The 21,793-nt window shown below is 62.0% G+C and carries 20 protein-coding genes; 7 read left to right on the top strand and 13 right to left on the bottom strand.

Translation table 11 applies throughout. The features are described from left to right. Positions 1-133: 133 nt before the first annotated feature. The 11 genes from fliP to fliF form a co-directional block, all read right to left on the bottom strand. Positions 134-832 carry a flagellar type III secretion system pore protein FliP gene (gene fliP / locus ACZYGA_RS07580; protein WP_136938393.1) on the bottom strand — a complete coding sequence of 233 codons (699 nt, stop codon included), beginning with the start codon at positions 830-832 and terminating at the stop codon, positions 134-136. 80 nt (positions 833-912) lie between these two features. Next, positions 913-1,473 carry a flagellar biosynthetic protein FliO gene (fliO, locus tag ACZYGA_RS07575; protein WP_404625610.1) on the bottom strand — a complete coding sequence of 187 codons (561 nt, stop codon included), beginning with the start codon at positions 1,471-1,473 and terminating at the stop codon, positions 913-915. Between the two features lie 12 nt (positions 1,474-1,485). Beyond that, positions 1,486-1,977, bottom strand: a complete 492-nt coding sequence (gene fliN, locus ACZYGA_RS07570) for a flagellar motor switch protein FliN (protein ID WP_191237035.1) — start codon at positions 1,975-1,977, stop codon at positions 1,486-1,488. Beyond that, the gene (gene fliM / locus ACZYGA_RS07565) at positions 1,970-2,980 is read right to left on the bottom strand and encodes a flagellar motor switch protein FliM (RefSeq protein ID WP_404625608.1); all 1,011 of its coding nucleotides are present in this window, start codon (positions 2,978-2,980) and stop codon (positions 1,970-1,972) included. The genes fliN and fliM overlap by 8 nt, the downstream gene beginning before the upstream one ends. A 6-nt stretch (positions 2,981-2,986) precedes the next feature. Continuing rightward, complete coding sequence (locus ACZYGA_RS07560) at positions 2,987-3,475, bottom strand: flagellar basal body-associated FliL family protein (protein WP_077376268.1); 489 nt, start codon at positions 3,473-3,475, stop codon at positions 2,987-2,989. A gap of 181 nt (positions 3,476-3,656) precedes the next feature. After that, a complete protein-coding gene (locus tag ACZYGA_RS07555; RefSeq protein ID WP_404625607.1) occupies positions 3,657-5,057 on the bottom strand; it encodes a flagellar hook-length control protein FliK in 1,401 nt (466 codons plus the stop codon). A gap of 58 nt (positions 5,058-5,115) precedes the next feature. Further along, positions 5,116-5,565 (bottom strand): flagellar export protein FliJ, encoded by a 450-nt coding sequence (gene fliJ, locus ACZYGA_RS07550; RefSeq protein ID WP_303564895.1) that lies wholly within the window; start codon positions 5,563-5,565, stop codon positions 5,116-5,118. Positions 5,566-5,620: 55 nt separating this feature from the next. Beyond that, positions 5,621-6,979 carry a flagellar protein export ATPase FliI gene (fliI, locus tag ACZYGA_RS07545; RefSeq protein ID WP_404625605.1) on the bottom strand — a complete coding sequence of 453 codons (1,359 nt, stop codon included), beginning with the start codon at positions 6,977-6,979 and terminating at the stop codon, positions 5,621-5,623. Beyond that, positions 6,976-7,866 (bottom strand): FliH/SctL family protein, encoded by an 891-nt coding sequence (locus ACZYGA_RS07540; RefSeq protein WP_404625603.1) that lies wholly within the window; start codon positions 7,864-7,866, stop codon positions 6,976-6,978. The genes fliI and ACZYGA_RS07540 overlap by 4 nt, the downstream gene beginning before the upstream one ends. After that, a complete protein-coding gene (gene fliG / locus ACZYGA_RS07535) occupies positions 7,859-8,857 on the bottom strand; it encodes a flagellar motor switch protein FliG (RefSeq protein WP_084208650.1) in 999 nt (332 codons plus the stop codon). The genes ACZYGA_RS07540 and fliG overlap by 8 nt, the downstream gene beginning before the upstream one ends. Further along, a complete protein-coding gene (gene fliF, locus ACZYGA_RS07530; RefSeq protein WP_404625601.1) occupies positions 8,850-10,607 on the bottom strand; it encodes a flagellar basal-body MS-ring/collar protein FliF in 1,758 nt (585 codons plus the stop codon). The genes fliG and fliF overlap by 8 nt, the downstream gene beginning before the upstream one ends. 249 nt (positions 10,608-10,856) lie before the next feature. On the opposite strand from fliF, the gene fliE reads away from it, so the two are divergent. Further along, entirely contained in the window at positions 10,857-11,216 is a 360-nt protein-coding gene (gene fliE, locus ACZYGA_RS07525) for a flagellar hook-basal body complex protein FliE (protein WP_404625600.1), read from the top strand. Between the two features lie 172 nt (positions 11,217-11,388). On the opposite strand, the gene ACZYGA_RS07520 is transcribed toward fliE, so the two are convergent. Next, complete coding sequence (locus tag ACZYGA_RS07520) at positions 11,389-13,272, bottom strand: flagellin N-terminal helical domain-containing protein (protein ID WP_404625599.1); 1,884 nt, start codon at positions 13,270-13,272, stop codon at positions 11,389-11,391. A gap of 450 nt (positions 13,273-13,722) precedes the next feature. On the opposite strand from ACZYGA_RS07520, the gene ACZYGA_RS07515 reads away from it, so the two are divergent. Continuing rightward, positions 13,723-14,469, top strand: a complete 747-nt coding sequence (locus tag ACZYGA_RS07515; protein ID WP_404625598.1) for an RNA polymerase sigma factor FliA — start codon at positions 13,723-13,725, stop codon at positions 14,467-14,469. Positions 14,470-14,671: 202 nt separating this feature from the next. Here the strand turns inward: ACZYGA_RS07515 and ACZYGA_RS07510 are convergent, their stop codons facing one another. Further along, positions 14,672-16,273 (bottom strand): MFS transporter, encoded by a 1,602-nt coding sequence (locus ACZYGA_RS07510; RefSeq protein ID WP_404625596.1) that lies wholly within the window; start codon positions 16,271-16,273, stop codon positions 14,672-14,674. Positions 16,274-17,026: 753 nt separating this feature from the next. Between ACZYGA_RS07510 and ACZYGA_RS07505 the strand changes: the two genes are divergently transcribed. The 5 genes from ACZYGA_RS07505 (at position 17,027) to ACZYGA_RS07485 (ending at position 21,791) form a co-directional block, all read left to right on the top strand. Then, positions 17,027-18,016, top strand: coding sequence for a DctP family TRAP transporter solute-binding subunit (locus ACZYGA_RS07505; RefSeq protein WP_404625684.1), 990 nt, complete (start codon positions 17,027-17,029; stop codon positions 18,014-18,016). Between the two features lie 218 nt (positions 18,017-18,234). Further along, positions 18,235-18,741 carry a TRAP transporter small permease gene (locus ACZYGA_RS07500; protein ID WP_404625594.1) on the top strand — a complete coding sequence of 169 codons (507 nt, stop codon included), beginning with the start codon at positions 18,235-18,237 and terminating at the stop codon, positions 18,739-18,741. After that, on the top strand, positions 18,731-20,026 hold the full coding sequence (locus ACZYGA_RS07495; protein ID WP_191237026.1) for a TRAP transporter large permease: 1,296 nt from the start codon (positions 18,731-18,733) through the stop codon (positions 20,024-20,026). Before ACZYGA_RS07500 ends, ACZYGA_RS07495 begins: the two co-directional genes overlap by 11 nt. A 387-nt stretch (positions 20,027-20,413) precedes the next feature. Then, the gene (locus ACZYGA_RS07490; RefSeq protein WP_240499517.1) at positions 20,414-20,653 is read left to right on the top strand and encodes a DUF1656 domain-containing protein; all 240 of its coding nucleotides are present in this window, start codon (positions 20,414-20,416) and stop codon (positions 20,651-20,653) included. A gap of 220 nt (positions 20,654-20,873) precedes the next feature. Continuing rightward, the gene (locus ACZYGA_RS07485; RefSeq protein WP_077376306.1) at positions 20,874-21,791 is read left to right on the top strand and encodes an efflux RND transporter periplasmic adaptor subunit; all 918 of its coding nucleotides are present in this window, start codon (positions 20,874-20,876) and stop codon (positions 21,789-21,791) included. Positions 21,792-21,793: the final 2 nt, after the last annotated feature.

The following is a 21,793-nucleotide window of genomic DNA, read 5'->3' as shown; positions in this document are numbered from 1 at the left end:
GGAGAAAAGACGGAGATGTGATGAAGATGAGGATGAAAAGAAGATCAGACACAGAGGGCCGGTGCTGCTGGCCAGCGGGAGGGCCAGGCCAGCCATCTCACTCGCCACATCAGAGGAACCCTCCGTCGAGACGTCAGTAGAAACTGTCGGCCAGTGACCCCAGCAACAGCTGCCAGCCATCGACCAGCACGAACAGCATCAGCTTGAAGGGCAGCGAGATGGTGGCAGGCGGTACCATCATCATCCCCAGCGCCATCAGGACGCTGGCCACCACCAGGTCGATGATCAGGAAGGGCACGAACAGCGTGAAGCCGATCTGGAAGGCCGTCTTCAGTTCGCTGGTCACGAAGGCCGGCAACAGGACACGCCAAGGCACCTCCTGTGGCCCCTGTATCTCATCGAGTTCTGCCAGGCGCGCGAACAGCGCGATGTCAGGCTCACGCACCTGGCCGAGCATGAACTCCCGCAGCGGCACGCCGCCGCGTTCGATGGCTTCCTGAAGGCCGATCTGCTGGCTGTCGTAAGGCTGCCAGGCCTCGTCATGGATGCGCTCGATGACGGGCGACATGATGAAGAAGGTCAGAAACAGCGCGATGCCGACCAGAATCTGATTGGGGGGAGCCGACTGGGTACCGATGGCCGTGCGCAGCAGCCCCAGCACGATGATGATGCGAGTGAAGGCACTCATCATCAGCAGTGCCGCCGGCAACATCGCCAGCCCGCTCAACAGGATCAATGTCTGGACATTGAGCGACCACTGCTCGCCACCGTTGGGCAATGGCTGGCTGGTCAGCCCCGTCAGGACATCGGCGTGGGTCGGCAGACTGGTCATGGCCAGCAGGATCGCAAGCCCCGCCTTGATGAGCGTCGCCGTCCCGCGGCCGGCTGGTCGGGGGATGTGGCATGTCGCGGTCATCGCTCGACCGCCTTGTTCGTCAGACGTGACTGCAACAGCGCCGCGAAGCCCTGCTTGCGTGCGGCATCAGACCCAGACTCGCCGCCGGCCTCGCAGTCGAGGTTCTCGGGCAGTGCCTGCTCGTCGAGATCACCCAGATGGCTGACGCCCTGCGGCCCCACCCCCAGCATCAGGCGCTGATGCCCCACCTCGACCACTACCAGACTCTGCTTGTGGCCCAGTGGCAGGCGTGCCAGGGCGCGGAGCGGTACGCGTGTGCCGTGAACACCGGCCCCGGCTCCCAGACGCTTGACCAGCCAGGCCAGCAGCAGGATCAGCGCGATCACCCCTGACAGCGCTAGTCCCGTGGTGGCAAGACTCGCCGCCCCGAGCGGCGATTCCTGTGGGTCATGCCGGAAGCCGGGCTCGGTAGGGGCCAGCGTCTGCGTGGTGTGTGCAGCGGTGGTGCCACCCGCGAGGATGTCACCCGCAGGGGGGGCGTCGGTGGCGACGGCAGTGGTCGTCTCGGCGAGATCAGACTCCGAGAGCGCGGCGGATATGGGAGCAGTGGCAGACATGCAGAGACAGCCTCAGCGGTTGAGCTTCTGTACCCGCTCATTGGGAGTGATGATTTCCGTGATGCGGATACCGTACTTGTCCTCGACCACGACGACCTCACCCTGGGCGATCAGATAGCCATTGATCAGGATGTCCATCGGCTCACCGGCCAGGCCATCCAGCTCGATCACCGAGCCCTGGGAAAGCTCCAGCAGCTGCTTGATGGTCAAGCGGGTGCGTCCGAGCTCCACGGTCATCTTGACCGGGATGTCCATGATCATGTCCAGCTCACGCGGCCTCGTCTCACCTCCAGAGCCATCCAGCGGCTGGAAGATGTCGCTTGAGCCTGGCGCGGCGCTGGCGTTCGGCGCCTGCTCTTCCATGGCCTGGGCCCATTCCTCTCCCATCTGTTCAGTCATCGCTTCCGCCCAGGGATCATCGGGGGATTGGCCCGAGGCTGACGATCCGGCATCTCCCGGGGATTCGGGTGACGGGTGCTCTTCGGGCGAATTGGGCTCACTCATCGCCGGTGTCCTCGTATGCGGAATTGATCGGGTGATTGATGATGCGGCTCACGCGCAGGGCACGATGCCCGTTGGCGCTGCCAAAACCGGCTTCCAGGACTGGCACGCCATTGACGTAGGCATTGACGGTGCCCGGGCGTTCGATGGGCAGGACGTCACCAACCGCCAGTTCCGCCAGTGCCCCGAGCGTCGTTTCCAGCGTGCAGAAATCGGTATGCAGCTCGACATCGGTGGCGCGGACTTCCTGCCGCAGTCGCTTGCTCCACTGGCTGTCGCCCTCGGAGGTCGTTTCCTGCAGCGGGCTGGATAGCAGCTCACGATGGGGTTCGATCATCGAGTAGGGCAGGCAGATCTGGAAGTCACTGCTGTGATTGCCCACCTCGAGATGGAAGCTGGTGCAGACCACGATCTCGTTGGGGGAGCTGGTGATATTGGCGAACTTGACCTGCATCTCGCTGCGCAGGTACTCAAGCTCTGCCGGAAACACTCCCGACCAGGCGTCCTGATAGGCAGTGAGGGCCAATCTCATCAGGCGCTGGATGACACGTTGTTCCGTGCGGGTGAATTCACGGCCTTCGGACTTGGTCACGAAGCGGCCATCACCACCGAACAGGCTGTCGACCACCATGAAGACGAGACTGGGCGGGAAGACCAGCATCGAGGTGCCGCGCAGAGGCTTCATGGTGAACAGATTGATGTTGGTGGGCACCGGCACGTTGCGCGAGAACTCGTTGTAGCTGAGAAACTGCACCGGCCCTGGCGTGATATCAGCTCCGCGCCGAATCAGATTGAACAGCCCCATGCGGAACTGGCGGCTGAAGCGTGAATTGATGATGTCCAGCGCATGCAGACGGTCCCGGATCACGCGGTGCTGGCGTGCGGGGTCAAAAGGGCGGATACGCTCCTTCTCGGGGGCCTTGGCGGCCTCCGAGCCGTGCTCTCCATTGACACCGGAGAGCAGCGCGTCGATTTCATCCTGGGATAGCAGGTCGTCTTGAGCCATGGAGGATTACTGCACGATGAAGTCGTTGTAGAGCACGCCGGTGATGGCCAGTGGCTGGCCCCCTTCACTGTAGGGACGAGACAGCTCGTCACGCAGCGTGGTCTGGAGCGCCAACTTGCCGGACTGGCTGGTCAGCTCTTGCGGGTTCTGGCCTGACAGCAACAGCAGCATCCGGCTCTTGAGCTCAGGCAGGCGTGACTGCACCAGGCGTGAGGCGTCCTCGTCGGCCAGCTTGAAGGTCACCCCGATATAGAGCAGTCGATTGCCTCGCGGGCTCTCCAGATTGACGGTGAACGGTGCCAGCGGCAGGAAGACGGGGGGCGCTTCGACCACGACGTCCGGCGTGTCGTCCGCCTCGCTCGCCTGGCGGTCACTGAAGACCGGCAAGGCGAAATAGACCACTGCCAGGGCAGCAATCACGGCCGTCACCATGCTGATCAGACCGATCATCAGCCAGGTACGGGATGGATTCTGTGAAGCGGTGGTCGATGACATCGTGATGCAAGGTCTCCGGGGTCGGTGGCTGGCGCCAGTATGCCCGACGGGGACCATGCCGAAGGGCGGAATAAGGCCACGCTTGGGGGCTTACTTGGGTGATGGTCGTATCATCTGCGCCTCAGGTCAGGCGCGGGGGCCTCTGCTCGCACGATGTCGTCACGCAAGTTCATCCCGCAGATCATGCCTGCCACTCGCGACCAGAGGAGAGCGCGGCAAGCGTCAGGTCGGAGGATTGGCGGCTCGCAAGCGCCGGGTCTCCAAGGGAGGAGGCCTGGCGGTCGTGAGTGTCTGATGAGGGGGCTCCTCCGGTGCGTGATGCCCAAAGGGGAGCGTGCTCGCCGGACTGTCGCTCGCCGTGGCCGTCATCACGCCCACCTTGCTGGCCATCGCCCCAGTGGAACTGAGCAGCGGAATCGTCCTCGCCACTGATGGTGACCTCTGACAGCGCATGGCCCTGCGCATCCAGCGCCTGACGCAGGTCCGCCAGGGACGCTTCCACCGCGGCACGCACCTGCTGATGCGCGGCGACGAAGTGCGCGCTGGTCGTCTGCTCGCCAAGGCTCAGGTGAATGCTGAGCCTGCCGAGATCCGCCGGGTTGAGCGTCAGCTCCGCCTGGGGCGTTCGGCTCAGTTGCATGCGCACCACCTGGTCACTCAGGGACTGCTGCCAGGCCTGGCTGCCGACGTTGGGGGACACGCCGTGAAGAGTGCCTTGCAGCATGCCTTGCGGTGCCATGCCGGGGGCGGCGAGAGGCATGCCAGCCAGTGAGCGGCCACCGGAGGCGCTGCTGGCATCGCCCAGCATGCCGGAAAATAGCGCGACCTGATGGCTCGGCGACCCCGTCGCGACACCTCCCTCGCCGGGGAGCGCGGTGAACGGTCCCGCCTCGCCCTGAGTCAGGCTTGCGGGAGTCAGCGCAGTGAGTGCACGGCTCACGGCGTCGGTTGATATACGGGACGACAGGGGCGGCGTGTCTGTCGGGGGAGACGTGGTGGGTGTGCCCGAGGCCTTGCCTGCCTCGCTCTTGATGTCACCGACCTTGCCGCTACGCAGTGAGGTGAACCAGTCACTGCGCGGAAGAGACGCCTGGGCCTGCTGCCCGTTGGCGCCCGCGAGCGCATCCGGCGTGGCGGGGCTGGAGGATGATCGGGCCTGATTCGTCATCTCCTGCAGGGCCTGCATGTGCTGTATCGCGCCATTGAGGTCCGAGGTGTCATCGGAGGGATGGCGGGGCTCGACCTCGTGACGGGCGGTGTCGCCTGCAAGATCTCGAGAGGTCTCGTCAGTCGTGGCGTCAGCGCTTGAATCAGCACTTGAGTCAGCCTTGGCGGCGCGATCATCCTCGAGTGCTCGAGCTGACTCGTCGTTCGTCGCCTGCGCTCGCTGATGACGGGATTGCAGGCGAGCTTCCTGAGCCTGCTCCGCACTGCGCTTCTCCTCACTGCGAGCCTGCGCCAGATGCTGCTCGAAGTCCTGACCGGGGGGACTGACCCGGGCATTGCGCGGCTGGCTGTTTGAAAAGGCCATCGACGACGAGGAAGGCCCTGTCGTGGCCAGGATGCTGGGGCTATCGGTCATGCAAGCTCTCCCTGATGCGCCGGAATACGCGCAGTGATCGTGCCGTCATTCACTACGCTCAGAGGCTGGCGTGGCGCCGCCAGGCCTGCATGGCCATCTCGTCACTGCGACGTTGCTCGCTTGCCCGAACTTCGCGACTGGTCTCCAGGGCGGCGCGTTCCGCCAAACCCTGCCAGGCCGCATGGGTGCGCTGCTCACTGACAAGACGTTGATGCCGGGCGGTCGTCTGCGACGTCTCCATCGCGACACGCTGGCGGCACTGCGCAATGGCATTGTCCAGCGAGGCGATGAAGGTCTGGAAATTCTGCCAGCTGGCCGGGTCCAGACCCTGGGCCAGGCGCTGCTGCATCTGCTGGCGATAATCGAGTCGATACTGCTCCAGCGTCGCCAGCTGGCTGGCGGCGGAGTCCTGGCGCTGACGCTGCTGATTCAGCAGGCGTGCGGCACCATCACGGCGGCGTTCGCTCAACCGGGTCAAGGTGTCAAAGCGTGAAGTGGATAGGGTCATGCGTGACGTTCCCTCGTGATGGCGAAAGGCGCAGCGCTGACGCGACACAGCCGCGTCACTGCTGGGTCAGCAGCTGTTCCAGCATGTCAGTACTATCGGCAAGGCTGGCGCGTTGTGAAGTGGCCTGTTGCAGGAAATGCCCCATGGGCTCATGCAGGCGCACCGCGTTGTCCAGGGTCTTGTCGCTGCCCGGCTGGTAGGCCCCGATGGCGATGAGGTCCTGATTGCGCTGATAACTCGAGTACAGCTGCTTGAAGCGGCGGGCTCTGGTCAGCTGGCGCTCCGGCGCCACCGCCGACATCGCGCGGCTGATGGAGGCCTCGATATCGATGGCCGGGTAGTGCCCGCTCTCCGCGATGCGCCGCGACAGCACGATATGACCATCGAGAATCGCGCGGGCACTGTCCGCGATCGGGTCCTGCTGATCATCCCCTTCGGTGAGCACGGTATAGAAGGCGGTGATAGACCCGCCGCCACGCCGGCCGTTGCCCGTGCGTTCCACCAGTGCCGGCAGCTTGGCGAACACGGAAGGGGGGTAGCCCTTGGTGGCCGGTGGCTCACCGATGGCCAGGGCAATCTCGCGCTGCGCCATGGCGTAGCGGGTCAGCGAATCCATGATCAGCAGCACGTCCCGGCCTTGATCGCGCAGGGATTCGGCGATGCGTGTCGCGTAGCTGGCCCCCTTGAGTCGATGCAGGGGGGTCATGTCAGCAGGGGTCGCGACCACCACCGCACGCTTGAGGCCTTCTTCGCCGAGCGTGTGCTCGATGAATTCCTGCACCTCGCGACCACGCTCACCGATCAGGCCGACCACGATGACATCGGCATTGGTGAAGCGGGCCATCATCCCCAGCAGTACGCTCTTGCCGACCCCTGAGCCGGCAAACAGCCCCATACGCTGCCCGCGGCCAACGCTGAGCAGGGCATTGATGGCGCGAATCCCCACGTCCAGCGGCGTGTCGATGGGGGCGCGTTCGAGGGGATTGAGCGGCTGTCCCTCCAAGGGCGCATGACTGACGTCCTCCAGCGGCCCCAATCCATCCAGCGGTCGGCCGACGCCATCCACGACACGCCCCAGCAGGGCGTCGCCGACCGGATAGCGACGTTCGCCGACATTGCCATGCCCCAGGGGGATGACCTTGGCACCCGGCGCCACCCCACTGAGCGGGTCGATGGGCATCAGGTAGAGGGTCTGGTCGGCGAAGCCCACCACCTCGGCCTCGGCCGGGGCCATGCCCGGCCCCAGTTCGATCAGGCAGCTGGCGCCCACCGGCAGCCGCAGGCCGACGGCTTCGAGTACCAGACCGGTGGCACGCACCAGACGCCCGGTGGTGAGCTGGGGTTCCAGCGTCTCGACGCGCTGACGGATGGCCTGCATGGCGCTGCGCCATTGCTGAGAGGCAGAATCGCTCATGAGGGCAGACGCTCGAGGGTGTCAGGGGACAGCGATGACGCTGCCGGCGCTGGCGCGAAGGCGTTCTCGGGGGTCTCCTGCAGCGCCGGCTCCAGGTGCAGGATACGTGCGCCTGCCGTGGTGTCATCCGTGGGGGCCGCGCGCTTGCGCAGCTGGCGTGACAGCAGTGCCAGTCGGCTTTCCAGACTGGCATCGTGACAGCCGCTGTCCGCCTCGGCACGACAGCCTCCGACACTGAGACTGGCATCCGGCAGGCATTGCCAGCCCAGGCGGGCAAGTTCTGCGCCCATCGCCTGCTCGACCCGCGGCAGATCCGCCGGATTCAGATAGAGGCGAGGGCGCCCGAGCAGCGGTGGATCCGCGGCCAGCAGGCTGCGGACGCTCTCGACGACATGCTCGGGGTGCGCGCGGAACGCCTCTCTGGCCAGATGCCGACCGACACTGACGGCCAGGGCCGCCAGCTCATCGCCGATCTGCTCCTCGAGGCTGGTCAATGACTGTTGCAGGTGATGGACAAGCGGCGTGACCTGAGCCATCTGCTCGGCCAGCGCCTGTCGAGCGGCCTTGTCCTGCTGCTCGGCCTGCGCCTGCGCCTGCTGGCGTGCGCGCTCCAGCCCGGCTTGATAGCCGGCCGCTTCACCGGCGGCGTAGCCTGCTTCATGGGCGGCCTGTTCGAGTTGGCGGCGCTGCGCTTCCAGCGTGGCACGTGCCCGTTGCGTCATGCGTCTGAGCAGCTCCGCATCCGGAGAAGTGCCTGACCCCGTCTGTCTCGTGCTTGCCTGTCGCGAGCCGGTGGCGTCTGGCCGCGCTTCCAGCGCCGTGTCCAGCGACTCGAGTTCCAGCGGCTGCCAGCCGTCATCTGCGCTGCTGGTGAGGTGATCAGACATAGGCGTCGCCACTCGAATTGATCACGATCTCGCCGCTGTCTGCCAGGCGACGGACGGTCTGCAGGATGCTCTTCTGCTCGCCCTCGACCTGGGTGACACGCACCGGGCCGCGCGCTTCCATGTCGTCCTTGAGCATCTCCGCGGCACGCTGCGACATGTTCTGCAGGAATTTCTGCAGTACCGCGTCGCCAGAGCCCTTGAGAGCGATCACCAGGGTGTCGTTGTCCACTTCCTTGAGCAGCAGCTGAATGGAGCGGTCCTCGAGATCAACCAGATTCTCGAACACGAACATCTCATCGACGATCTTCTGCGCCAGGGCTTCATCGTGGTGGCGTACCGCTTCCAGAGCCTGCTCTTCATGCTGGCCGGGCATCAGGTTGAGAATCTCCGCCGCCGTACGGATACCGCCCATCTTGCTGCGCTTGAGGTTCTGGCCATCGAGCATGTTGGCCAGTACTTCGGTCAATTCCTGCAGGGCTGCCGGCTGGACGCCATTGAAGGTGGCGATCCTGAGCAGCACGTCGTTGCGCAGGGCTTCCGCGAACTGCTCGAGAATCTGTGAGGCCTGATGACGTTCCAGATGCACCATGATGGTGGCGATGATCTGCGGATGCTCATCGCGGATCATCTCGGCGGCCAATGCCGGCTCCAGCAGATTGAGCGACTCGATGCCGTTGCTCTTGCCGGAACTTTCCAGAATGTCCTCGAGCAGGGAGCTGGCGCGATCCTGACCGAGTGCCTTGACCAGCACCGCGCGGATATGGTCGCTGGAGAGCATGTTGACCGCGCTGAACTGCTCACTGTCAGCATGGAAATCCTCGAGGGTCTTGGCCATCTGCTGATGGGACACCTGAGGCATGTGGGTCATGGTGGTGCTCAGTTTCTGGATCTCCTCGGTGGAGAGAAACTTGAAGACCTCGGCCGCGCTGTCTTCATCGAGGCTCATCAGCAGCGCGGCGCTGCGTTCCAGGTTGGACAGGGACTTACTCATGGTGACTCATCCAGTTCTTGAGAATCATGGCGACCAGGCGAGGGTCCTCACGGGCCATGTCACGGGCATCCTTGAGATTCTGCTGGTAAGTGCTGGGGCCACGAGAGGGCGGCTCCTGTCCCGAGGGGGCCGTCTGACTGGCACCCGGCACAGCGACACTGGCCTCCATGCCTGCGGCAGATAGGCTCTCTCCCATGGGCCCCGCCGGTTGCCCGATGGTCTGGTAGTCACTCTGCGGGCGTAGCAGAGGTGTCAGCAGCGGCCGCAGCAGCTTGCGATACAGAATCCAGGCGACGATCAGGATGATCAGGTAGCGGCCAAGTTCGATGGCCAGCGCCTGGAGTTCAGGGTTCTGCCACCATTCGGCAATGTCATCCGGCCTCACGTCGGCGCTGCCTGCCATCACGAAGGGCGCATTGATCACGCTGAGGCTGTCGCCACGCTGCTCGCTGTAGCCCATGGCCTGACGTACCAATGCCTTGATCTGCTCAAGCGCTTCGCTATCCAGCGGGCGGGAGGTGACATTGCCGTTGGCATCCGTCACGCCTCGGTGATTGACGACCACCGCCACCGACAGCTTGTCCAGTCGCCCCAGTCGCTCACGGGTATGACGCACGACCTTGTCCAGCTCGTAGTTGGTGATCGAGCTGTGCTGATAGTTGCCATCCCTTTCCTCATCGGTTGCGTGGCTGGCGGCAGTGTCACCCTCATCCCCGGTGTCATCCGCGGCATTGATGGGCGAGGCGGCGGTACCCGGTGGCGTATTGGACAGTGCTCCGGGAATGCCGCCGATCATCGCCATGTCACCCGCGCCGGCATTGTTGAGCTGTGCACTGCGCACGGCGGCAGTGCCGGGGGTCTGATTGGGGCTGTAATGTTCTTCCGTCTGCTCGGAATGCGAGAAGTCCAGCTGGGCGCTGACTTCGGCACGGAAGTTGTCGCGTCCGAGAATCGGGGTCAGCAATACGTTGATGCGCGACTGGTAGCGTTGCTCCAGCGCCTGGGCATATTCCAGGGCGCTGCCATCGAGATTGAGCGTATCGCCAGCCGGGCGCGACAGCGGCTCGCCATTCTGGTCCACGACGGTGATGTCCTCGCTCACCAGGCCCTGCACGCTGCCTGCCACCAGGTGCTGGATGGCCTGGATCTGGCGATCCTTGAGCTGTTGACCCCGGTGCAGCTCGACCACCACCGAGGCTGTCGCCGGACGTCGCTCACGCACGAAGACGGATTCCTCGGGCAGGGCGAGATGCACGCGCGCGCTGGCGACGGGTTCGAGACTTGCGATGGTGCGTGACAGCTCCCCCGACAGGGCGCGCTGATAATTGACGTGCTCGGTGAACTGGCTGATGCCGAAGGCCTGGGTGTCCATCAGCTCGAATCCGGTGCCGCCCTGACTCGGAAGGCCTTGCTGTGCCATGGACAGGCGCAGGCGATAGACCTGGTCTGCCGGTACTTCCAGGGTCGCGCCCTGATCACTGAGACGATAGGGCACGCCGGCCTGCTCGAGCTGCGTGACGATCTCGCCACCTTCATCGGCAGGCAGATCGCGGTACAGCACGCTCCACTGTGGTTGGGTACCCCATAGCAGCAGCGCGACGATGACGGCCACGCAGAACGCCGCCGCCATGATCAAGGGCAGGCGTGGCAGTGACGCCAGACGGGTCTTGAGGTCATTGACGGTGTGGCTGCCGTTGCCCGCCGAGGGCTTGCTGGCCCCCTGGGGCGCTGACTGGCTGGGTGTACTCATGCAGATGTCCGGTTAGCGCAAGATGACGGCGCCGTGGTCTGGGGTCGCAGCGGTGGTGCCTGCAGGCAGGAGAGTTGTGTCACCCTCTTGTCGCAGGGTGCCCATTATCGAAGCTGTCGGGGTAACCAATCAGACGAATAGCGTGTCAAAAAGCGGGTATTAGCGACTTTCAGCTCTGCGTTTGGCTGATAGGCTGAGCTCCACTGAAAGCGGCAGACGAATGGCGCGCGTTGAGACAGGAGAGGCGGGATGGCAATCGAATCAGTTGGCGCGAGCGTGACGTCCGCGCTGTCACCCGCCATGAAGGACGGGGTGCAGCAACTTGAGCGCATGGCGGCTCAGGCCGCGGGGGGCAGCGGGCAGCCAGGCGAGATGATTGAGGCGTCGTCGGGTTTTGCCGGCATGCTCAAGGACTCGCTGTCGCGCGTCAGCCAGTCTCAGCAGGTCGCGGCGGGGCAGGCTAGGGCCTTCGAGCTGGGCAGTCCTGATGTCAGCCTCGATCAGGTCATGGTGGCAGGCCAGAAGGCCTCACTGGAATTCGAGATGACTGTGCAGGTGCGCAACAAGTTGCTCAGCGCCTACAAGGAAATCATGAATATGGCGGTATGATTCATGTCCGCATTTCAATGAAAAAGGGCAGACGCGATGCGTCTGCCCTTTTTTGTTTGCTGCTACTGGATATCGATGGCGGAGGTTGAAAAGACAAGGTCACTATCATCCGATAGCGGCGGGCCTGCCACTCTTGCTGAGTGACAGGCCTATGCAGCACGCGAGCCAGAGATCAGCCCAGCAGTGACAGCACGTTCTGCGGCACCTGGTTGGCCTGGGTCAGCATGGAAGTCCCCGCTTGCTGCAGAATCTGTGCGGTGGTCATGCTGGAGACTTCTTCCGCGTAATCGGCATCCTGAATACGCGATTGGGCTGCCGAGAGATTGGTTTCAGTGGTTGCCAGGTTGGTAATGGCAGAATCGAAACGGTTCTGAACAGCACCTAGACCAGACCTCAGTGTATCAACTGTTTTAAGTGCATTGTCGATTTGTGATAAGGGGTCGAAAGTTAATGTGTCTTCACTTTTGGTCACTAGACCAGTATCTGTGTCTAATGTCGCGCTATTGTAAATTGTATTACCATTGCCATCGGTGCTTTTTACTACATATGAGCCGAGAGAAGCCCCATCTGCATCTGTCAATTGATATAAGGATTCATTTTCTGCCAAGCCAGTGGGCGTGATCGTTGTTGTGCCGGTTAAAACATCATCAATGGTACCAGTAGTGGTATCAATTTTAGATGAAGATATCGATGTGGTGGATGAATCCCAAGTCACACCCCCATCACTTGCGACTGTGGCTGCATAATATTCGTCATTGTCTGCTTTTACCGCGTACCCACTGCCATCAGAAAGTGCATATAGCCCTGTAGATACAGGGGCAGATGCCAATGCTTCATTCTTTAGGTCATCATTAGAGGTGATGGTTTTTTCCGTCACACCGACCTCAGTCTCGGCCGCCGAGCTGTTGCTGATATTTCCGATACTAACTTCTACTGCCTTTGTGCCATTACCAGCGCCCTCGTCAGTGCCTACGAGCGTAGCTTGCATTACCCATGTAGACTTATCATTAACATCATAACCACTATCGGTGGTGTCAACACTTAATTCAACTTCATAGAACTTTCCATCTGTTCCTTTTGTAGCATAGCCTGTAATGGTATCGCTTGCAGGGTTATCGATATAGTTTTTTTCAATATCATTTCGCTGGTAAATTCCGCTAACTGTCGTCGAGCCATCAGCAAGGATCGAATCGCTCCCCACATAATTAACAGTTGACGGTGCAGTAGTTTTTTCAGTAATCGAAGTAACTGCTTGTGTCTCGTTTACATCTGACGCTGCAACAGAGCTGGATCCTGAATCCCACGTCATTTTACCGGTGTTTTCATTAGTAGTTAATTCGTAATATTGGCCATTCTCAGCTTTTACTACATAACCATCTCCAGTCTTTTTCTCATATACTCCTTCAGCTTCAAGGTCTGCTGTGCCTGGTGCCGGTGAATACGCATTAGCTTTTATGTTAGCTGTTTCAGTGGTATTTACTGTTCCACCCGAGACAACTTCAGTTAGATTTTTACTTGAAAATGTATTTGTTATATCGAATCCTGACATTCCCAGAGTTGATGAGGATACGGCTTGAAGCTTTATATCAATTACTTCACCATCATTAGAGCCTACTTGGATACTCAAGTTTTGATCTGACTCAAGAACATTAATGCCATTAAAGCTTGTTTGTTCTGTGATTCGTTCAATCTCTTCCATTCGCATGGTGATTTCATCTTGAATTGAACTTAGATCATCTGCATTATTAGTTCCGCTTTGTGCCTGCACAGTCAGTTCACGTACGCGCTGCAGGTTATCGTTGACCTGATTTAAAGCGCCTTCAGCGGTCTGGGCGACAGAGATGCCGTCGTTGGCGTTACGCTGTGCCTGGGACAGGCCGGTGATCTGGGAGTCCATGCGGTTGGCGATGGCCTGGCCGGCGGCGTCGTCCTTGGCGCTGTTGATGCGCAGGCCGGAGGAGAGACGTTCCATGGAGGTGCTCAGGGCGTTCTGGGACTGATTCAGGTTCTGCTGAGTCACCATGGAAAGGGTGTTGGTATTGATCACTGAAGCCATGTGTCACTTCCTGTCGTAATGGGGAGATAGATGGCGTGTCGCCAGTAACGACTCCTGTGCCGTTGCTTCAGTTATCGTCGCGGCGCGGCAGAACTTTAGAAATTTTTTGCGGCCTTTCGACGTTTCTCATTCCGGCTGTCCCTCTGGCTTTCCTTGCGCGCTCTTCTTGCGGGCGCTTCCCGTGACATCCTCGCGACATTCAGTGGAACTACTGGTGGGCGTTGTGCGTGTCTCGTCTTCTCTCACTATTTCTTCCTGTCTGCCTTCATTTCCGCCTCCCCGTGGCCCAATGGCGACGTAAGGCAGGAAAGCCGTCACTGAGGGTAGCTATTCGAGCGAATGGTTTGTGGTGGGGGCGCGACAATACGCTGGGAACAGGAGTCCCGAGGATAGGGGGCACGACCCTGAGTCAAACGACCCCGAGGGATGCAAGCGAGGACCAGGACGCCGATGTATACCGCCAATGGGCGCATGGCCCAGCAGGATATCTACACCGAGTATCAGCCGCTGGTGCGCCGGATCGCGCTTCAGTTGCAGGTGCGCTTGCCAGCGAGTGTCGATCTCGAGGATCTGATTCAGGCTGGCATGCTGGGGCTGTGTGAATGCGTGGGCCGCTATGAGCAGGGCCACGGTGCCAGCTTTGCCACCTATGCCAGTCAGCGCATCCGGGGTGCGATGCTCGATGAGCTGCGCTCGCGAGACTGGTTGCCGCGCAGTGTGCGGCGGGCCGGGCGCGAGCTTGAGAGCGTGATCCAGCAGCTGGAGCAGCGCCTGGGCTATCCGCCCGAGGAGACCCAGATCGCCTCTGCCATGGGGCTTGCGCTGGAGGACTATCGACGCCTGCTGCTGGATACCAACAACGGCATGGTGATGTCGCTGGACGAGATGCTGGATGAGGATGGCGCCGCGCCGGGCGGAATCTCCACTCCCTACGTGGAACCCTTCGCATTGCCCCACGAGGCGCTGGAGGAGGCCGATACCCGCCGAGCACTCACCGAGGCCATCGAACGGCTTCCGGAGCGCGAGAAGCTGTTGATGGCGCTCTATTATCAGGAGAATCTCAATCTCAAGGAGATTGGCGCGGTGCTCGATGTCACCGAGTCGCGGGTTTCCCAGTTGCACTCCCAGGCCGTGCGCCGTCTGCAGGGTGTGTTGGCGCCGCATCTGGTGGCGCGGGCGGGCAAGCGTCGTCGCTGAGCCTTTATCGTTATGAGCCTTCTTCGTTTCCCTGGTCTTTACCCCCCCGCTGAACCGTTTGCTGTTACGGCTGCCCTTGTTTTTCCTGTCCCGGTTCGCCCGCCGCTATTTCGCCCGCTCCAACCAAGAACACCGCCTCTCAGGGCGGTGTTCTTGGTTAACGCTTATCCTATTTTCAATTTCGGCATGCCGTCAGGCGTGATCAGTAGCTCTCGCGCTCCGGCTCCGACCTGACGCGGCGCTCCTCTTCGCTGAGGTGCTGGGCCTGCTCATCGATATGGCCATCCAGATGCCAGTCGTCTTCCATGCCGGTGACGCGGTCGTTCATCACGCCTTCCTCGTTGTCGACCTGCTGCACGACGCCTCCTTCTGTTTCAGAGGCCGCTTCCTGTTGCTGGGCAGCGAGTTCTTCCTCGCTAGGCTCCGGCTCAGGTTCGGCATCGAAGTCGAATTCCAGCTGACCGGTCTCGGGCTCGGTGATGGCTTCCTCGACCCAGGCGGCACTCAGCGGACTGGTGGTGGAGGGCGCCACCACATAGTGACCGGGGTGATCGCCATCCTCGGCATCCAGCACCTGACGCGGCTTGCTGGTGACACTGGCGGCGAGAATCACGATCAGCACGTGGATGGCGGTCAGGGTATAGAGGAAGCCGACGGCCCCGAAGCGCTCCATCAGCAGGCCCGCGGTGAGCGGGCCCAGAATCGCGCCCGCGCCATGCATCAGTACCAGCGTGCCGCTGGCGGAGATGATCTGTGGCGTGGTCAGCAGGTTGTTGGCCGCCGCCAGGAACAGCGAGTACTGGGTCAGGATCAACCCGCCGAGCCCCGCCCCCAGCAGCGCCATGGTCAGCATGCTGCCACCACTGAACGGCACGCCGCCGATGGACAGCGCGATCGCCCCGACACTGCAGCCCAGAATCACCTTCTTGGCCGAGAGCTTGTCGGAGAGCTTGCCCAGCGGCCATTGCAGCAGGGCGGCACCCAGGATGAAGGCGCCCATGAACCAGGAGACTTCCTGCACCGGCAGACCGGCGCGGTCGGCATACACTGCGCCCATCCCAAAGACGGTGCCGTTGGCGATACCGGTGGCGAAGCCGCCCAGAGTGCCCAGCGGCGCGAGGCGCAGCAGGCGCACCAGCCCCATGGCCTCCGGCTGCGCGCCTTCCGGTTGCGGTGAGGCGGACAGCAGCATCGGCACCAGCGCCAAGGACATGATCACCGAGACCAGGATGAACAGCAGATAGGTATTCGGGTTGGCGACGTTGAGCAGCAACTGGCCGCCGCCCATGCCCAGATAGGTGATCACCATGTAGATGGCCAGCAGACGGCCACGCATCTGGTTGGTCGCCTGGCTGTTGAGCCAGCTCTCCGCCACCACGTAGAGACCGGCGAAGGCGAAGCCCGTGATGAAGCGCATCGCGATCCACACCTCGGGCACCACATAGAGCGCATGGATCAGGATGCACACCGAGGTGATGGAGGCCAGCGCCGCGAAGGTGCGCACATGGCCGACCCGACGCAGCTTGCGCGGTGCAAGCGTCGAGCCGAGCAGGAAGCCGGCGAAGTACGCCGACATGATGATGCCGGTCATAGTGTTGCTGAAGCCTTCCGAGGAAGCACGAATCCCCAACAGACTGCCCTGCAGCCCGTTGGCCAGCATCAGCATCCCCATTCCCAGCAGCAGCGACCACAGAACGACCGCTGCGCCGAGACTGCTGGTCGGCTGCAGTCGTTTGGGCGACGTGTCGAGCGGCTCGGTCTCGAAGGTGGGAGTGGGTACGGCTTCCTGCTGGGGGTGCGGCATGGAAGGGGCCTCATCGGTCAGGGTCGGAACCGTTCAAGCGGTGCCGACGAGATGTCAGGTACGACACTTGCGTGCGTGATGGTGGTCAGTCGTAGTTGGTCCTTGCGGGAACGGCGCTCAGTCTACCGACCGAATCCGCAGTCTGCGACCCGTGGCGCGCCATTGCGTGGATGAAAGGCGACAGATCTGGAAATTTGTCGCAATGATGTAATGGGCTGGATGGATATACAGTCATCCGTGAAATCCTGACCTCGGAGGGGCTGGGGGCACGCTGGCGTTGTAAAAGGCACGGCATCAAGCAAAGTGAAATATCCTAAAACTCCCTGTTGGCGGGGCCTGAACCAAGGTTGGCCCTCTTGAATCGCTGGATACACTCCTTGGCAACACACGTTGATGACACCACATGGTCGAGAGTTTCGTACGCAAAAAGTTTCGGAAAACCCGAGGGGTGGATGTATATACAGTTATGGGAGTCGAGCGAGATAGCATGTGAGCGTCGAAAAAGCGCCGATCTGTCGCATGGTCGAATGGTCAGCGACCAAAGTAGATGCGAATCTGCCCAAGGACACACTCAACAACATCATAATCAAGAGGTTATTCATGACCCTGACCGCCGCACTCGCCAACGCTGATTCCGCCTCCGGAACTGACACCGTCACTCGTCAATGGCATCGCCACGCTTCGATGTCTGCAACTCCTTCCACTACCTCTTCTACTTCTTCGCGTGTTGCCGCCCCGAGTCGCGCTGCCCTGATGGCTGGCGTGCTTGGCCTGGCTCTGTTGTCACCGCTGATGGCGAGTGATGCCGAGGCGCGCGAGCTGTCCGTCTCCACCGTGCTGTCGGATGCCTTCCCGTGGGGGCAGGCGGCCGAGAAGTGGGCGAAACTGGTAGAGGAGCGCTCCGGTGGCGACCTCACCCTGCGTGTCTATCCCAATGCCCAGCTGGTGGCAGGCGATCAGACCAAGGAATTCTCGGCCATGCGTCAGGGGCTGATCGATCTCGCGGTGGGTTCGACCATCAACTGGTCGCCCCAGGTGCCGGAGCTCAACCTGTTCTCGCTGCCGTTCCTGATGCCGGACCACGCCGCCATCGATGCGCTGACCCAGGGTGAGTCGGGCAAGCAGGTCTTCGCCGCCATCGAGTCCAAGGGTATCAAGCCGCTGGCGTGGGGCGAGAACGGTTTCCGTGAGGTGTCCAATTCCTCGAAGTCGATCACCACGCCGGACGACTTGAAGGGCCTGAAGGTTCGTGTGGTGGGCTCGCCGCTGTTCCAGGACACCTTCACGGCGCTGGGCGCCAACCCGACCCAGATGAGCTGGGCGGATGCCAAGCCGGCGCTGACCACCGGTGCGGTGGATGGTCAGGAGAACCCGCTGTCGGTGTTTGATGTGGCGCGGATCGATCAGGTCGGCCAGACCCATCTGACCCTCTGGCACTACATGGCGGACCCGCTGATCTTCGCCGCCAACCAGCGTGTCTGGAAGTCGCTCAGCGAACAGGAGCGCACCCTGCTGACCGAGACCGCCAGGGAAGCGGGTGCCTGGGAGATCGCCATGAGTCGTGAAGGCAATGCCCAGCGGCTGGCGGATATCGAGGCGCGCGGCGTGAATGTCGTCAAGCTCGATGACGATGCGATGCAGGCCTTCCGTGATGCCACCCAGTCGGTCTACGAAAGCTGGACACCGAAGATCGGTGAGGCGCTGGTCGAGACGGCACGTGCCGAGGTCGAGGCCTCGCGCTGAGTCTGGCCATGATCGCCGCTGATCACGGAGCAGATGACATCGGGAATAATGCGGTCTGTGCGCGTTATTGAGTGAAGAACCACGCCGGGGCCTGACAGCCTCGGCGTTCGTGTGGATCGCGTGTCATGTCGCAAAAGTCGCAACAACCGTCTCAACAAGCCTCACATCACACTGGCGCCAACGCAGCGCCTGCCCCCGCGGATAGACTACCGCCACGCGTGCGGCCGGAATCCTGGCTGGCGGCGTTGGCGCTGGGCCTGATCGGCATCATCAGTCTGGCCAACGTGGTGGTGCGTTACGCCACCGATGCCTCCTTTGCCTTCACCGAGGAATTCTCGGTCTTCCTGCTGGTATTGCTGACGCTGGCGGGCGCCTCGGTGGCGATTCGCCGTCAGGCACATATTCGTATCGCGCTGCTGGAAGACGTGCTGCCGTTGCCGCTGTGGCGACTGGTGGTGGTGTTGCAGACCCTGGCGGTACTTGTCGTGCTTGGATTGGTCGTCTGGTTTGGCGGCACCTTCGCGCTGGAGGAGTATCAGTGGGAGTCGCTGTCACCGGGACTGGGCCTGCCCAACTGGTGGTATGTGATCTGGCTGCCGATATTGGCGCTGGCGATGGCCTGGCGCCAGCTGCAGCAATGTGTCGAGCGTCTTGCGCAAGGGCCCGGTCATGGTCCCGGTCAGGATGCGTCGCCGGAGCACAAGGAGTCAGATTATGAGTCCTGATCTCTGGTTGCTCGCAAGCTTTGCCGCGCTGTTGATACTCGGCGTGCCGGTGGCCTTCGCGCTGGGGCTGTCGGGGGCGGTGGGTATCGTCGCGGGTCTGCCGGTCAGCATGCTGGCCACCTTGGGGACCAATACCTACAACAGCATCGCCAAGTATCCGCTGATCGCCATTCCATTGTTCATCCTGACGGGGCTGGTGTTCGAGCGTGCCGGCGTGGCGGCGCGGCTGGTGCGCTTTGCCCAGGCGTTGATCGGGCCGCGTCACGGTGGCCTCGCGCTGGTGGCGGTGCTGGTGTGTCTGATCATGGGCGGCATGAGTGGTTCCGGCCCGGCAGATGCCGCCGCGGTGGCGATGGTGATGATTCCCAGCATGACACGGGCGGGCTACCCCAAGGCGTTCTCGGCGACGCTGATTGCGGCCTCGGCCTCCACGGCGATCCTGATCCCGCCCTCCATCGCGTTGATCCTCTATTCCATCGTGGTGCCGGGGGTGGATCTGCGCGCGCTGTTTGCCGCAGGGCTGATTCCGGGCTTGCTGGTCGGTGCGGCACTGCTGGTACCGGCCTGGGTGCTGTCGCGGCGCTATCGCTGGGAAGATCCGACTCAGGTGGAACGTATCGCGCTGGGTCCGGCGTTCCGCTCAGCGATCCCCGCGCTGCTGGCACCGGTGATCATCCTGGGCGGGCTGCGCTCAGGCCTCTTCACGCCCACGGAAGCGGCGGTGGTGGCGGCCGCCTACGGGCTGTGTGTCGGGCTCTTCATCACCCGTGAACTCAAGCTCTCCCAGGTGTGGGAATTGCTCAGGGAAGCAGCGGTAATCTCGGGGGTGGTGATGCTGATCATCGCGCTGGCGGGCATATTCGCCTGGGCCGGCACCATGCTGGGTACCTTCCGCCATCTCGCCGAGTGGTTGATTACGCTGTCCGATAGCGGCACGGTGCTGCTGATTCTGGTGATGGTGGCGGTACTGATCGCCGGGATGCTGCTGGATGCGGTCTCCATCTACCTGATCCTGATGCCGGTGCTGATTCCGGTGATGCAGCACTTCGGGTGGCATCCGGTATGGTTCGGCATCCTGCTGGCGATGAACATCGCGATCGGCCAGTTCACGCCGCCGGTGGCCGTCAATCTGATGGTGACCAGCAGTGTGGCCGGTGTTCGACTCGAGAAGACCGTCGGATGGGCGATGGTCTTTGTCGTGGCGATGCTCGCGGCCCTGGCAGTGGTGATGCTGTTCCCGGAACTGGCGCTATGGCTGCCGCGCATCCTCGGTTATGCCGTGTAACGCAACCGAGTGAGCGCGTTGTTGAGTGCGAAAGCGGAGCGGAGCCTTCAAAAGCGGCTTGTCGAGAGGCAAGCCGCTTGTCATGACTGCCACACCCACCAGATGTTCTGCCCGGACGCTGACTTCACCCGCGCGCCTACTGGAAAATCCAGCAGGGGGAAGCACTTGCGCACTGTCGCGTCTCATCACGGGCACGTGGCAACTCGCCTGATAAATGTTAGCCTGCATATATTCTTGTGGGGTGGCGGGCGCTTGAGACCTTGAATGCAGGCGGACCTGCCTCCATTGGTTGACGTTGACTGAGCGTCAATGCTGGCGACCAATCTCGCCTATCGCCCCCCGCATGCGTGATCTCACCTCCAGAGGATCTCCAAAGGACATGTGTCGATGAACGAAACACCCCCTGACATGCCATTGGCAGGTTTCAATGCACTGCACGAGATGGTGGTGGGAGAATTCCTGATCAGCCCCATGCTGGTCTATGCGCTGGCGGCGCTGGTGATCGCCGGGTTGATTCGCTCGTTGCTGCACCGGGTGCTTGCCAATCATGAGCTATGGTTCGAGGCCTGGTTCGACATCTCGCTCTTCATCATCTGTCTGACGGGAATCGTCGCACTGGTGACCTGACGCCTTCACCGACTCGTGTCTGGTCCGTCACTCATCGTCATCGCGACAGCGCTCGCGTCGCAAGCGTCAGATGTCCCTCGTCATTCACCTGTCGCGTCACTGTGGCAACGTCACTCCATCTTCGAAGGCGGTCGAGCTCAGGCGTCACTGGCAAGCATCACTCTGCGCAACCTCGTGTGAGCCGAGGCTCCCGTCAGGATCAACTCTTCAAGGAAACTGCATGAGCAAGTCTCGACAGAAAGTCGTGAAATGGGTCATTACCCTGTGTCTGGTGGCCGTGGCGGTCTGGTGTGCCATCTGGCTGTGGAAGACCTACATGTACAGTCCCTGGACGCGGGATGCTCGCGTGCGTGCCGAGGTGATCACGCTGAGTCCTGACGTGTCTGGCTGGGTGAGTGAGCTCAACGTGGCGGACACCACTCGCGTCAAGCAGGGCGACGTGATTCTGCAGATCGACCAGGCCCGCTATGCGGCGGCGCTGGCTCAGGCCAAGGCGAGTCTGGCCAGTGCCAAGGCCACCTTGCGGCTCAAGGAGCATGAAGCCAATCGACGCAGTCGCCTGACCAACCGGGCGATCAGTGAAGAGGAGCGTGACAGTGCTCGCCTCGAGGCCGAGGTGGCTCGCGCCGATGTGCAGCAGGCCGAGGCGGCGCTTCAATCCGCGCAACTGGATCTTGACCGTACCCAGCTGACCGCCCCGGCGGATGGCAGCATCCTCAACATGCACCTGACGCAGGGCAACTATGTGACGGCGGGTACTTCGGTCATGGCGTTGATCAAGGATGACTCCTTCTATCTCAGCGCCTATTTCCAGGAAACCAAGCTGCAGCATGTGCGCAAGGGAGATCCGGTCCAGATCACGCTGATGAGCGGCAACAAGGACTTCAAGGGCCGTGTCGTGGGAATCGGTGAGGGGATCGCCGATGACAATACCGCGACCAATGCCCAGCAGCTGCCGCAGGTGAGTGCGACCTTCAGCTGGGTACGCCTGGCACAGCGCATCCCGGTGAGAGTGGAGTTCGATGATATCGAGGCGGTACGGGCGTCCGGGGTCAATCTGGCGGCAGGCATGACGGCGAGTGTCCGGCTGCTCAGTGACATCACCGATGCCGAGGACAGCGGCCACGGAGCACCTTGATC

It is taken from the genome of Cobetia sp. BL01, assembly GCF_056493605.1.
Note: the sequence above shows the minus strand (reverse complement) of the source record. Positions and strands in the feature narration are given on the sequence as shown.